The 12,371-nt window shown below is 72.6% G+C and carries 12 protein-coding genes; 4 read left to right on the plus strand and 8 right to left on the minus strand.

The window, feature by feature from the left end:
- Positions 1-3 precede the first annotated feature (3 nt).
- Complete coding sequence (locus ACIOD2_RS03445; protein ID WP_400533780.1) at positions 4-1,068, plus strand: hypothetical protein; 1,065 nt, start codon at positions 4-6, stop codon at positions 1,066-1,068.
- A 1-nt stretch (position 1,069) separates the two neighbouring features.
- Here ACIOD2_RS03445 and ACIOD2_RS03450 read toward each other — a convergent pair whose 3' ends face one another.
- Positions 1,070-1,582 carry a 2'-5' RNA ligase family protein gene (locus ACIOD2_RS03450; protein WP_400533783.1) on the minus strand — a complete coding sequence of 171 codons (513 nt, stop codon included), beginning with the start codon at positions 1,580-1,582 and terminating at the stop codon, positions 1,070-1,072.
- Between the two features lie 21 nt (positions 1,583-1,603).
- The gene (locus tag ACIOD2_RS03455; RefSeq protein ID WP_400533785.1) at positions 1,604-2,023 is read right to left on the minus strand and encodes a hypothetical protein; all 420 of its coding nucleotides are present in this window, start codon (positions 2,021-2,023) and stop codon (positions 1,604-1,606) included.
- Between the two features lie 156 nt (positions 2,024-2,179).
- Here ACIOD2_RS03455 and dinB point away from each other — a divergent pair, with 156 nt between their 5' ends.
- Positions 2,180-3,370 (plus strand): DNA polymerase IV, encoded by a 1,191-nt coding sequence (dinB, locus tag ACIOD2_RS03460; protein WP_400533788.1) that lies wholly within the window; start codon positions 2,180-2,182, stop codon positions 3,368-3,370.
- 31 nt (positions 3,371-3,401) lie between these two features.
- Here the strand turns inward: dinB and ACIOD2_RS03465 are convergent, their stop codons facing one another.
- Entirely contained in the window at positions 3,402-4,301 is a 900-nt protein-coding gene (locus ACIOD2_RS03465; protein WP_400533791.1) for a class I SAM-dependent methyltransferase, read from the minus strand.
- A gap of 217 nt (positions 4,302-4,518) precedes the next feature.
- On the opposite strand from ACIOD2_RS03465, the gene ACIOD2_RS03470 reads away from it, so the two are divergent.
- Positions 4,519-4,929, plus strand: coding sequence for an Lsr2 family protein (locus ACIOD2_RS03470; protein ID WP_400533793.1), 411 nt, complete (start codon positions 4,519-4,521; stop codon positions 4,927-4,929).
- A gap of 1,230 nt (positions 4,930-6,159) precedes the next feature.
- Positions 6,160-7,455: an MFS transporter gene (locus ACIOD2_RS03475; RefSeq protein WP_400533796.1), complete on the plus strand. Its 1,296-nt coding sequence runs from the start codon at positions 6,160-6,162 to the stop codon at positions 7,453-7,455.
- A 40-nt stretch (positions 7,456-7,495) separates the two neighbouring features.
- Here ACIOD2_RS03475 and ACIOD2_RS03480 read toward each other — a convergent pair whose 3' ends face one another.
- The 5 genes from ACIOD2_RS03480 to sucD form a co-directional block, all read right to left on the minus strand.
- On the minus strand, positions 7,496-8,653 hold the full coding sequence (locus tag ACIOD2_RS03480) for an NAD-dependent formate dehydrogenase (protein WP_400533799.1): 1,158 nt from the start codon (positions 8,651-8,653) through the stop codon (positions 7,496-7,498).
- 117 nt (positions 8,654-8,770) lie between these two features.
- Positions 8,771-9,703, minus strand: coding sequence for a LysR family transcriptional regulator (locus tag ACIOD2_RS03485; protein WP_400533802.1), 933 nt, complete (start codon positions 9,701-9,703; stop codon positions 8,771-8,773).
- A 4-nt stretch (positions 9,704-9,707) separates the two neighbouring features.
- Entirely contained in the window at positions 9,708-11,063 is a 1,356-nt protein-coding gene (locus tag ACIOD2_RS03490) for a LysR family transcriptional regulator (RefSeq protein ID WP_400533805.1), read from the minus strand.
- A complete protein-coding gene (locus ACIOD2_RS03495) occupies positions 11,063-11,488 on the minus strand; it encodes a beta-class carbonic anhydrase (protein ID WP_400533808.1) in 426 nt (141 codons plus the stop codon). The genes ACIOD2_RS03490 and ACIOD2_RS03495 overlap by 1 nt, the downstream gene beginning before the upstream one ends.
- The gene (gene sucD, locus ACIOD2_RS03500; protein WP_400533810.1) at positions 11,488-12,369 is read right to left on the minus strand and encodes a succinate--CoA ligase subunit alpha; all 882 of its coding nucleotides are present in this window, start codon (positions 12,367-12,369) and stop codon (positions 11,488-11,490) included. Before sucD ends, ACIOD2_RS03495 begins: the two co-directional genes overlap by 1 nt.
- Between the last annotated feature and the right edge of the window lie 2 nt (positions 12,370-12,371).

Below are 12,371 nucleotides of genomic sequence, written 5' to 3' on the forward strand. Positions count from 1 at the left end.
CCCGTGATCGACATTCTGTTCCTCGGGGTCGGGCTCTTCGCACTGGCCGTCGGCATCTGGCGCGCGGTGCGGGCGCGGCGGACCGGCGCCGGCGCGGGGCTGGCCGTTTCGCTCATCGCGCTCGGCGCGGCGTTCTGCTTCCTGTCCAACCGCGCGCAGGTGGCGGAGAGCGAGCTGTACCCGAGCCTCGGGCGCCTGCTCTCGAACCTCGCGACCATGGTCGCGGCCTACGGGATCGGGCTGACGGTCGCCGAGATCAGCGGCACCCGCGACCGCGGCCGGCGCACCCGGCTCGTCGCACTGGCCGCGGCGCTGGCCCTGCTGGTGGTGACGTTCTTCGGCACGTCGGACCTGCCGCGCGGCATCGGCGTGTTCGACGAGCTGTACGGCACCCACCCGACGCTCGTCGTGTACGTCTTCGCCTACACCGTCTACCTCGGGTTCGCGGTGGTCGACATCGGGATCGTGTCGGCGGTGACGATCCGGGCGAGCGGCGGCGCGCTGCGCGCCGGGCTCAGTTTGCTGCTGCTGGCATCCGCGTTCGCCGTCGCCTACCTCGGCGGGAAGGTCGTCGCGACGATCAAGGCGCTGCAGTCGGACCACCCGGCGAAGGCGTTGTGCGCCGGGCCGTTCTCGACGCTGCCGTGCGCGCTGGACGTCGGCTTCCCGGCGGTGTCGGTGCTCCTGATCGTGGTGGGGCTGACGATCCCGTCGATCCCGGGCCTGGTGGCCGGCCGTCGTGACGCGCGGACGCTGCGCCAGTTGCGACCGCTGCGCGAGCACCTCACCCGCCGGTTCCCGGAGATCGTCCGCATCGACCCCGGCGGCCCGTCGCGCCGCGAACGGCTGCTGACGGCGATGAGCGAGACCAACGACGGCCTGATCCTCGCCGGGGTGACGCCGGAGCTGGCGGCCCCGGCGGCGGCGAGGCTGGTGCGCGCCCTGCCGGACGAACCGGGGGAGACCGAACCGCCGGTCGCCGGCACGGAACCGTTCGCCGCGGACGTCGCGCGGCTGCGGGCGATCGCCCAGGCCTACCGGAAGTCGGCCGTCGGCTCGTCCCGCTGAGTCAGGCGCCGAACGGTGCGACGAGCCGGGTTTCCCAGCCTTCGTCGTCGAGCGCGACCAAGTGCAGTTCTTCCGCTCGGGCGTCCAGCGGGAGGAGCGGCCGGACCTGCTCGGCCACCCGCTCGTGATCGGCTTCGGCGCCGCCCATCGCGACCGTGAGGTGCGCGGCGGGAGTGGGGCCGAACCGGCCGCCGTAGGGCTGAACCTCGGGCCAGCGGGCGCAGACGGCGTCCGCGATCGGCTGCAGCGAAGGGGTGGCGACCGCCGAGAAACCCGGTGCGACGGCCAGCTCGGTGAGCCGGAGGTCGACCGGCCGGACCCCGGCGGCGAGCTCGCGCACGGCGTCGAGGACCTCGTCGGTCAGCTCGGGCGCCGGCAGGAACGGGTACAACGCCGTGACGTGCGCGGGCAGGCCGGGGCGGACCAGGGCGGGGGCGGTGCGCCGGGCCGCGGCGAGCACGGGCTCGGCGGCGGGCAGCAGGATCACCAGAGCGGAGGTTCCGGGTTCGGGCACGTCCGCATCATGGCAGGGACGTCAGGCCGCGGCGCTCTGCGGGAACCGGTTCGCGCGCGCCAGGGCCAGGCTGCGCCGGCACAGTTCGACCAGCTCGTCGTTCGCGCGGTTGCGCGGGCTGTGGCCGCAGAGCTCGCAGCGGATGGCGATGTCGCCGGTCAGCTCGTCCACCGCCACCAGGGCCTGGTGGTCGCACCGGCGGCACCAGCGGTAGCCGATCGCCGGGTTGGCGTGCACCGGCGAGGAGACGCAGTCGTGCAGCCAGCGGCGGTGGGTCCGGCACGTGACCCGGTCGGTCGGGTCGATCCCGCCGGCGTCCTCTACCCGGTCTTCACGCGCCAGCGTCGCGGCCAGCAGCGGCTGGCGCGGTGCGGCGGGCCGGTCTTCCGGGCTCGGGCCCGCCCATGCGTGGTGATCGCCGCATCGGCACTTCTCGGACATTGCGCCCCCAGTGGTCGGGTGGATCGATGGTTTCGAGTGTGGGCGCGGTCACGGACGGCCGACAACCGGTAAAACGCTCAGTTTCGGCCAGCGGCACACCGGTGGCGCCGGGCGGGCGAGCGGATTTCGGCCCGCGGATATGCGAACATATGTTCTATGACCGACGAGGGCCCCATCCTCCACGCCGACCTCGACTCCTTCTACGCGTCGGTCGAACAGCGCGACGACCCGGGCCTGAAGGGGCGGCCCGTGATCGTGGGCGGCGGGGTCGTGCTGGCCGCGAGTTACGAGGCCAAGGCCTACGGCGTGCGCACCGCGATGGGCGGGGCGCAGGCCCGGCGGCTGTGCCCGCACGCGGTCGTCGTGCGCCCGCGGATGTCGGCCTACTCGGCCGCGAGCAAGGCGGTGTTCGAGGTCTTCCGGGACACCACCCCGCTGGTGGAGGGCATTTCCATCGACGAGGCGTTCCTCGACGTCGGCGGGCTGGCGAAGATCGCCGGGCGGCCGAGCGTCATCGCCGAACGGCTGCGCCGGGCGGTCGCCGAGCGGGCCGGGCTGCCGATCACCGTCGGCGTCGCGCGGACGAAGTTCCTCGCGAAGGTCGCCAGCGGGGTGGCGAAGCCGGACGGCCTGCTCGTCGTCCCGCACGACGCGGAACTGGAGTTCCTGCACCCGCTCCCGGTGCGGGCGCTGTGGGGCGTCGGCAAGGTGACCGAGGAGAAGCTGCGGGCGCGCGGTATCACGACGGTCGGCCAGCTGGCCGCGTCCGAGCCGGTGGACCTCGCCGGGATGCTGGGCCGCGGCGCCGGGCGGCACCTCTACGAACTGGCGCACAGCCGGGACCCGCGGCTCGTCGAGACCGGCGTCCGGCGCCGGTCGATCGGCGCCCAGCGCGCGCTCGGCCGCGGCCGGCGGACCCCGGCCGAGCTGGACGTCGTGCTGGTGGCGCTGATCGACCGGATCGCCCGGCGCCTGCGCGGGGCGCACCGCATCTGCCGCACGGTCACCCTCCGCCTCCGCTTCGCCGACTTCACCCGCGTGACGCGCTCGTGCACCCTGAACGAGCCGACCGAGGGCACGGGCGCGATCCTCGCGGCGGCGCGGGAACTCCTGGAAGCCGCGCTCCCGCTCATCTTCGACCGCGGGCTCACGCTGCTGGGCGCGTCGCTGTCCAACCTGACCGGCGACGACCACGTCCAGCTGGCGCTGCCGTTCGAACGCCAGCGCGCGACCCAGCTCGACACGGCGCTGGACTCCGTGCGGGACCGCTTCGGGAAGGCGGCGGTCACCCGCGCGGTCCTGCTGGGCCGTCCGGACGACATGGAGATGCCCCTGCTGCCGGATTGACCGGAAGATCGTCGCCGCGACGGGAAATTGTTCAGCTTTCGTGGCCCGGTTTTCCGGCCGGGTGCGGAATGCGCGCGTGGGTCAGGTGGGAAAGCCGGCTCGGCTTCAGCGCGTCGTCGCGGTTCCAGCCGCCCGGGCCGCCGACGTCCTGCTGACCGGCTTGTTCGACCACTTCGAATCCGGTGTCCCGCAGGAGTGCCGCCATGGCGGCGGGGGAGAGGAACGTGTGCCACGGCTCACCCTCTTCGGCGGCCATCGGCGCGACGGCCTCGGCGTAACCGTTTCCGGCGTCGTCGCGCAGTTCCGGGGGCAGCAGGTGATCCGCCACGATTTCCGAGCCGGGGGCGAAACCGGCGAGATCCGTCAACGTGGCGAGAATCGCCTCCCGCGTCAGGTACATGGTGACGCCGAGCCAGCTGACGAACACGGGCCGGTGCGGGTCGAGTCCACTCTGGACGAGCCGGTCCCGGAGCCGGTCGGTTTCGAAGTCGACGGCGACGAAGGTCACCGACGCCGGCGCGGTGATCCCGGCGGCTTCCAGGAGTTCCCGTTTGGCCGTCTGGGTGGCCGGCCGGTCGACTTCGAACACCCGGAACCGGCCGGGCGGTGTGCGATAGGCGAACGAATCGAGTCCGGCGCCGAGAATCAGATACTGGTCTATACCGGAATTGGCACGCAAGAGGCGCTCTTCGGTGAACCGGCTGCGGCAGACGGCCTCGGCCCGGGCCCCGGCGAGAACCGGGTGGGTACCGTGGAGCCGGTGATATGCCAGCAGTTCTTCGGCGCGGGCGCCGAGCAACGGCGCGGCCAGCGGGTCCGAGAAGATCGGGGGAGCGGCGTCGACCAGCAAATGTGCCGCCCGTGCGGCGGCCGCTGTGAACGCCGTGCGGCTGACGCCGGGCGCATTACCGGGAAAATCGGGTGAGGTCATCCCACAACGGTACCGATCTGATTTCGAGCATATCACGAATACAAAAACTTTACAAGATCACGCGCATTCCGACTCGGTTGCGGTCAGGCTGTAGGGGGCGGCCCCGTCGCCCGGGCGGCCATTGTGGACGCTTCACGGGTGTCGCGCGTGCCGGACGTGATTCGACAGGTTAGGGTCTGTCCGACCGTGTTCTGGAGAAGATGAGGAACGACGAACCATGGCGCAACGGGTGCACGTCGAGATGGTGGACGACCTCGACGGGAGCGAGGCGAACCAGACCGTCCCCTTCGCCCTCGACGGGGTGAGCTTCGAGATCGACCTCTCCGAGGAAAACGCTTCGGCACTGCGGGACGAGCTCGCCCGCTACGTCGGTGCCGCGCGGCGCATCGGCGGCCGCAAGGTCCGGCTCGCGACCGGGCAGTCGCTGACGGGCTCGTCGAGCTCGGGCACCGACCGCGAGCGCAACCGGCAGATCCGCGAATGGGCGCAGGCCAACGGCTACGAGGTCGCCGAGCGAGGCCGGCTGTCCAGCGAGATCATCGCCGGTTTCGAGGCCGACCAGGCCGCGGAGGCCGAGCCGGCGGAGGTCAAGCCGGCCCGCAAGCGCACGGCCCGCAAGAAGTCCTGACGAAGAACAGCCTGCCGCGCAACGGGTCCCGGTCCCCGGGGAGGGGGAACCGGTCACCCGGAGCGCGCCCGTGCCGTCGGCGGCTCGACGGGCCGGGGTTGCACGCCGGCCTTTCCGGTTGCGCCACTCGGCGGATCCCTTTGCCTGGTTGACAAGCCACCTAAGTGCAACTTGCAGTTTCCTGGCCGGCCAGCTGGGCCGGTCGGACGATCGCCTTGCTTGACAAGACGTGCGAGCGACTCGACTCGCGAGTTCTGTCGCACGGCGATCGCGTTGTCCGGTTGGCGACCTCGTGACAGCACCTTGCTGTGTGTCCCGGTTGGCTGCTGCGCCACTCGGCGGATCGCTTTGCCTGAATGGCAAGCCCCTTGAGTGCAACTTGCAATTGCTCGGCCAGCCGGCTGCGCCACACTGCCGAGCGACTCCTTTGCCGGGTAAGCCGTGCGACTCGCGCTGTGTCTCGACCCGCCAGTTGTGTCGCACAGCCGATCGCTGGCGCGTAACAGTACCTTGCCGTGCACGCGGCCCGCTCCCGATCGCCTCGCCTGATTGGTATGGCGCGCGGTTACATCCCGGGCCATTGTTCGATTGCCGGACTCGGTCGCCAGATCGCCTTGTCCGGTAGCGATGCCGTGTATGGGCAACTGGTTGTGCGTCCGGGCTTCCTGGGCGGCTCGCCTTGTCCGGTCGGCAAGTCACGCAAGTTCTCCCGGCTGTGGTTGGTGCGATGTCGCCATGGTGCCGAGCTGAACCGTTGGCCGGTAACCATGTTCGGCCGGCAGTCCGCACGAGCCCGTCGCTTCGGGTCCCTCTGGGTGACCACATCGGACCCCGGAACCGGCCAGGTCGGTCCGGCCTGGGGCGATCGCCGGAAAACGGACACTTCCCGGCTTGCCGAAAGGCTTGTCGGAGGGGGTCTCCGCTGGCCAGACTGTCAGTGCTCCGCGCGGCCGGTACCGCGCCGGAGCACTGGCCCGGTGGCCGCCTCCTCCCTCGATGGCCACCGGGCCGCCTTCCCCGGCCCGCCCCGATCCGTGCGCCGTGACGAACCCGGCGCCGGCATCCGAAGCCGCTGCGCTTTCCGTGGCGCCCTCGCCGATCCGCGCCTCGATCCGCCGGGCCGCCACCCCGTGAATCCTGCCTGTGGACATCCAGGCCACCTGAGCGCACACTCGGACTACTCCATACTGCATACAATCTCCAGCGAACAGCGAAGGGGAGGCGGTCGTGATGCCCGAGGTCCGTGAGCTCCGGGACGTCTACGGACGGCGGTACCGGGTCGGGGAGACCGACCTCGAGCTGCTCGGCCGGCCGCGCGCCCGGATCACCTGGCTCGCCGCGGCCGCCATGCTCGCCGCCGGCGTGCAGCAGTACGGCTTCGGCGCGATCGTGCCCGCGCTGAGCCGGGCGCACGGGTGGACGTTCGGCGGGATCGTCCTGTCCTTCGCCCTCTGGGCGATCTGCCAGGCAGGTACCGCGTTCCCGGCGGCGTGGCTGCGCGAACGCGGTGTGCTGCCCGCCCCCGCCGCGATGGCGCTCGGCGCCGTGCTCTGCGCCGCCGGCCTGGTCACCCTCGGCCACGCGAGCACCCTGCTCACCGTCTACCTCGGCTACTCCGTGCTCGGCGGGCTCGGCACCGGTCTCGTCTACGCCACCTGCGTCGGCGCAGTGCTGGCCTGGTTCCCGGACCGCTCCGGGCCCAGCGCCGGGGTCGTCAGCGGCGCCTTCGCCTGGGGCAGCGTGCCGTTCGTCGTGCTGGCCGCGCTGCTCCCGGACGCGCGGGCGGCGCTGCTCGACGGGACCGCCGCCGTGGTGCTCGCCGTGATCGCCGGAAGCGGCGCCCTGCTGCGCTACCCGCCGCGGCACTGGTGGCCCGCGACGCCGGAGCCGCGCGCCTGGGCGCTGGACAAGACGCACAACCGGCGCCGGGCGATCCGGCACTACCGGCCCGCCGAACTGTTCCGGTGCGGTACGACCCTGGCGCTCTACCTCGTCGTCGTGCTCGCCGCCGCCGTGCTGCTCTTCGATCTCGCGTACCTGGCGACCTACGTGGCCGGGCGCAGCGGGCCGGGGCTCGCCGCCGCCGCGCTGGCCCTGCTCGCCGCGGCCACCGGGAGCGGCCGGGTCCTCATCGGACGGCTCGCCGGCCGGCTCGGCCGCCGCCGGATCCTGCGGCTGGCGCTGCTCGCCGGCGGGATCGCGCAGTTCGTCCTGTACTACTCGGGTGAGCACCGGCACGCCGTCGGCCTGCTGCTGGGTGTCGCGCTGGCCGGGCTCGGCAACGGCTGCTGCTACACGCTGCTGATCGACCTGGTGCGCGAGTACTTCGGGGAAGAGTCGGCCCTGCAGAACTTCGGCGTGCTCTACAGCGCCAAGGCCGTCGGAGCGGTCGTCGGGGTCGGGCTCGCCGCGTTCGGCTTGGTGGGCGCCTTCGCCGCGGCCGGGATCCTGAGCCTCGCCGGGGCCGTGGCCACCGGGTGGCTCAGCCAGCCCGGCCGGCCGAAGTCGTTGCTGCCCACGGCGTAGCGGCCGGTGGGCGGGACGCCTCCCGCCCACCGGAACCCGCTCAGCGCGTCGAGTAGGAGTGCGCGCCGGTGCCGGCGAGCTTGCCGCCGTCGACGATCAGGTACTCGTCGCGGATCGGCGACCCGCCGAAGTAGTCCTCCAGGATCTCGCGCGTCCCGGCCGCGTACCGCGCCTGCGCCGAGAGCGACGACCCGGAGATGTGCGGCGTCATGCCCTGGTAGGGCATCGTCCGCCACGGGTGGTCGGCCGGCGCGGGCTGCGGGTACCAGACGTCGCCCGCGTACCCGGCCAGCTGCCCGCTCTCGAGCGCGCGGACCACGGCGTCACGGTCGGCGATCTTCGCCCGCGCGGTGTTGATCAGGTACGCGCCACGCTTCATCGACGCGATCAGCTCGTCCCCGAACAGTCCCTCGGTCTCCGGGTGCAGCGGCGCGTTGATCGTCACGACGTCGCAGTGCGGCATCATGTCCGCGGCACTCTCGTGGAAGGTCAGGTTCAGCTCCCGCTCCACCTCGGCCGGCAGCCGGTGCCGGTCGGTGTAGTGCAGGTGGACGTCGAACGGGGCCAGCCGCCGCAGCACGGCGGTGCCGATCCGCCCGGCCGCGACCGTGCCGATGTGCATGCCCTCGACGTCGTAGGAGCGCGCGACGCAGTCGGCGATGTTCCAGCCGCCGTCCAGCACGACCTGGTGCGACGGCAGGTAGTTGCGCACCTGCGAGAGGATCATCATCACGACGTGCTCGGCCACGCTGATGCTGTTGCAGTAGGTGACCTCGGCGACCGTGACACCGTGGGCGATGGCCGCGTCGAGGTCGACGTGGTCCGAGCCGATCCCGGCGGTGACGGCCAGTTTCAGCTTCGGCGCCCGCGCGATCCGCTCGGCGGTGAGGTAGGCGGGCCAGAACGGCTGGGAGATCACGATCTCGGCGTCGGCGAGCTCGCGGTCGAACTCCGAGTCGTCGCCGTCCTTGTCGGAGGTGACGACGAGCGTGTGTCCCTGTGCCTCCAGGAACTTCCGCAGCCCGAGCTCACCGGAGACGCTGCCGAGGAGCTGTCCCGGCGTGAAGTCCACAGCCTGCGGGGTGGGCAGCGTCTGGCCGCCGGGGTAGCCGTCCAGGTGCGGCAGGCCGTCACGCGGGTAGGTCTTCGGGTAGCCGTCCACCGGGTCGTCGTAGAGCACGCACAGCACCTTTGCCACAGCGTCACACTCCAGGTTTGTCGCGAGGTTTTTGTTGCGGGGTAAGTACTTTCACCGTCCTCCGCGCGCGCGAGGCGGTCAACGTGAAGGTTTCTATCCCGGGATAGGCACCGGCTATCAGGCCTGTTCGGCGAGGTGCCGGTGCAACAACGCGTCGAGCGTGCCGCGGACGTCGACGCCGCGGACGACTTCCAGCAGCGCGCGGGCGAGGATCGGCTCGGGCGAACCCGCCGTCACCACCAGGCCGATCCGGTGCGACCGCGACGGCGTTTCCAGCGGCACCACGCGCATGCCCGGCGGCACGCCGAACAGGTGCAGCCAGGCGTGGGAGATGACGCTGGACCAGTGGTGCGTGGCGACGTGGGAGTAGAGCGCGGAAACGGTGTCCGTCTCGATCGCCGGCACGACGGTGGCACCGGCCTCGGCGAACAGCGCGTCGAGCACCCGGCGGTTGCGCATGTGCGGCATGAGCAGGCACAGCGGCAGCGTGGCGACCTCGGCCCAGCGCACCAGGCGGCGCCCGGCCAGCACGCCGTCGGACGGGGTCAGCAGCAGGTACCGCTCCTCGTAGAGCGGGACGCACCGCAGCCCGTGCGGGGTCTCGTCGTCCACATAGGTCAGTCCCGCGTCGAGCTCGAACGCGGACAGCCGGCGCGCGATTTCGTCGGAGGACAACGACTCCAGCGTGACGCGGGCGTGCGGGTGCCGTTCGCAGAAGGGCGCCGTGAGCATCGACATCGCGGTGAGCGCGGTGGGGATGGCGCCGACGCGCAGCACTCCCGAGAGGCTGTCGCGCATCGTCGAGAGGTCTTCGTTGAGCGCGTCGCGCTCGGCGAGGATCCGCTGCGCCCACAGCAGGACGCGCTCACCTTCGGGCGTCAGCCCGGCGTACCGCGCGCCGCGCTGGACGACCTGCGTGCCGAGCTCGCGTTCGAGCTTCCGGATCCCGGCCGAGAGCGACGGCTGGGACACGTGGCACGCTTCGGCGGCCCGGGCGAAGTGCTTTTCGCGGGCCAGCGCGACGAGGTATTCGAGCTGGCGCAGGAGCATGGCTTCAGCCTAGGTGAGCGAGCACCGCGGTGACGGCTCCCGACGGATGCGCCCGGTGGATCGCGGCGAGCTGCCAGCGCGGGGAAGCGGCGAACCGCCGCACGGTGACCTCGGGAAACCGCGCCGCGGCGGACGCCGGCAGCACACAGGCGGCCAGCCCGGCCCGCACCAGCGAGGCCGCGGCGGTGAGGTCGTCGGCCTCCAGGCTGACCCGCCGGCCGGCGAACGCGCGGTCGACGACCTCCCGGATCGCCCACCCGGCCGGGAAGTCGACGAGCGAGAGCCCGGAGAGGTCACCGGGTGCGGAACGGGAGCCGCCGGGCGCGGTGGCGAGGACGAGCTCTTCGCACGCCAGGGGAGTGGTGACCAGGCCGCCGGAGTCCGGCACCGGCGCGAAGCCCGAGCCGGTCCCGGTGTGAGGATCCGGGGCTTCGCCGGCCGGGCTGGGATGGCCGCCGGAGTCCGGCGGCGGCGTGGAGCTGACCCGACCCGACCTGGTCTCGGTGCGGGGATCCCCGGCCGGGCTGGGATGGCCGTCGGAGTCCGGCAGCGGCGTGGATCCGAGCCGAGCCGAGCTGGTCTCGGTGCGGGGATCCCCGGCCGGGCTGGGATGGCCGTCGGAGTCCGGCGGCGGCGTGGATCCGAGCCGAGCCGAGCTGGTCTCGGTGCGGGGATCCCCGGCCGGGCTGGGATTGCCGCCGGAGTCCGGCGGCGGCGCGGAGCCGAGCCGAGCCGAGCTGGTCTCGGTGCGGGGATCCCCGGCCGGGCTGGGATTGCCGCCGGAACCCGGCGGCGGCGCGGAGCCGAGCCGAGCCGAGCTGGTCTCGGTGCGGGGATCCCCGGCCGGGCCGGGATTGCCGCCGGAACTCGGCGATCCCGGCCCGGCGCCGGCCGTATCCCGAGGATCGGCCAAGCCGGACCCGGTGTCGGCGAACACCCCCACTGCGATGTCCACAGTGGACTCCGCCAGCGCGTCCCCGAGGCTGTCCGGGGTCAGCTGGCGGACCTCGACGACCAGGCCCGGATGCGCGTCCCGCACCGCGGTGAGCACCCGGTGCAGGTCGAGCAGCAGTCCCGGGACCAGGCCCAGCCGGACCCGGCCGTGCACCGGCGAGATCGCCGCCCGTGCCCGTTCGACCGCTTCGAGGGCCGCCCGCGCGGCGGGCACGAAGGCCTCGCCGGCGGGCGTCAGCGCCACGCGGTGCGTGGTGCGGTGGAACAGCGGCGTGCCGAGGTCGCGTTCCAGAGCCCGGACGACGGTGGAGACCGTCGACTGGACGGTGTGCAGCCGCTGCGCGGCCGCGGTGAAACCGCCTTCCTCGGCGACGGCCACCACGGCCGCGAGCTGGCGCAGGTCCATCACGTCACCTCGTCCAGCGCGCCGGTCCGCTCGTCGAGGACGAACCCGCGCACCGCGCCGGTGTGCGGCAGGAACGGGCTGGCCCGCAGCCTCGCGATGCACTGCCGGACGTCCTGGACCGGGTCGGTGAACGTCTCCGCGGCCCAGCCGGGCCGGATCCCGGTGCGCTCCTCCAGCCGCCGCGCGAACTCGGTGTCGGTGAACGTGCGCATCCCGCAGTCGAGGTGGTGCAGCAGCACGATCTCGCGGGTGCCGAGCAGGTGCTGGCTGACGGTCAGGGAGCGGATCGCGTCGTCGGTGACGGCGCCGCCGGCGTTGCGGATGACGTGCGCGTCCCCTTCCTGGAGCCCGAGCAGGCGGTAGACGTTCATCCGCGCGTCCATGCACGCGAGCACCGCCAGTCCGAGCCGCGGTTTCGCCGGCATCAGCCGAGCAGCTCACGGGCGAGCGCCGCGGTTTCGCTCGGCGTGCGCCCGACCCGGATCCCGGCCGCTTCCAGGGCCGTCTTCTTCGCCTCGGCCGTGCCGGACGAGCCGGAGACGATCGCGCCCGCGTGCCCCATGGTTTTGCCCTCCGGCGCGGTGAACCCGGCGACGTAGCCGACGACCGGCTTCGACACGTTGGCGCGCACGAACTCCGCGGCCCGCTCCTCGGCGTCGCCGCCGATCTCGCCGATCAGCACGATCAGGTCGGTGTCCGGGTCCTTTTCGAACGCCTCGACGGCGTCGATGTGCGTGGTCCCGATGATCGGGTCGCCGCCGATCCCGACGCACGTGGAGAACCCGATGTCGCGCAGCTCGTGCATGAGCTGGTAGGTCAGCGTGCCGGACTTGGAGACGAGGCCGATCCGCCCCGGCCCGGTGATGTCGGCCGGGATGATCCCGGCGTTCGACTTGCCGGGCGAGATGACGCCCGGGCAGTTCGGCCCGATGATCCGCGTCCGCCCGCCCGCGGCGACGGCGTGCGCCCACAGCCGCGCGGTGTCGTGCACCGGGACGCCCTCGGTGATCACCACCACGAGCCCGATCCCGGCGTCGACGGCCTCGACCACGGCGTCCTCGACGAACGGCGGCGGCACGAACAGCACGCAGACGTCGGCGCCGGTCCCGGCCATCGAGTCGGCGACGCTGCCGAAGACCGGCAGCGTCGAAGCGCCGATCTCCACGTGCTGCCCGGCTTTGCGCGGGTTCACCCCGCCGACGACGTTCGTCCCGGCGGCCAGCATCCGCCGCGTGTGCTTCGCGCCTTCGGTGCCGGTGATGCCCGAGACGACGATGCGGCTGTTCTTGTCCAGGAAGATGGCCACGG

The sequence above is a fragment of the Amycolatopsis sp. NPDC088138 genome (assembly GCF_044741685.1).
Lineage (GTDB): Bacteria > Actinomycetota > Actinomycetes > Mycobacteriales > Pseudonocardiaceae > Amycolatopsis.

Bases quoted from the DNA above. Each gene is read 5' to 3' on its own strand.
- ACIOD2_RS03475 (WP_400533796.1), top strand. From the start codon at position 6,160: ATGCCCGAGGTCCGTGAGCTCCGGGACGTCTACGGACGGCGGTACCGG.
- dinB (WP_400533788.1), top strand. From the start codon at position 2,180: ATGACCGACGAGGGCCCCATCCTCCACGCCGACCTCGACTCCTTCTAC.
- ACIOD2_RS03490 (WP_400533805.1), bottom strand. From the start codon at position 11,063: ATGGACCTGCGCCAGCTCGCGGCCGTGGTGGCCGTCGCCGAGGAAGGC.
- ACIOD2_RS03495 (WP_400533808.1), bottom strand. From the start codon at position 11,488: ATGCCGGCGAAACCGCGGCTCGGACTGGCGGTGCTCGCGTGCATGGAC.
- ACIOD2_RS03455 (WP_400533785.1), bottom strand. From the start codon at position 2,023: ATGTCCGAGAAGTGCCGATGCGGCGATCACCACGCATGGGCGGGCCCG.
- ACIOD2_RS03485 (WP_400533802.1), bottom strand. From the start codon at position 9,703: ATGCTCCTGCGCCAGCTCGAATACCTCGTCGCGCTGGCCCGCGAAAAG.
- ACIOD2_RS03465 (WP_400533791.1), bottom strand. From the start codon at position 4,301: ATGACCTCACCCGATTTTCCCGGTAATGCGCCCGGCGTCAGCCGCACG.
- ACIOD2_RS03470 (WP_400533793.1), top strand. From the start codon at position 4,519: ATGGCGCAACGGGTGCACGTCGAGATGGTGGACGACCTCGACGGGAGC.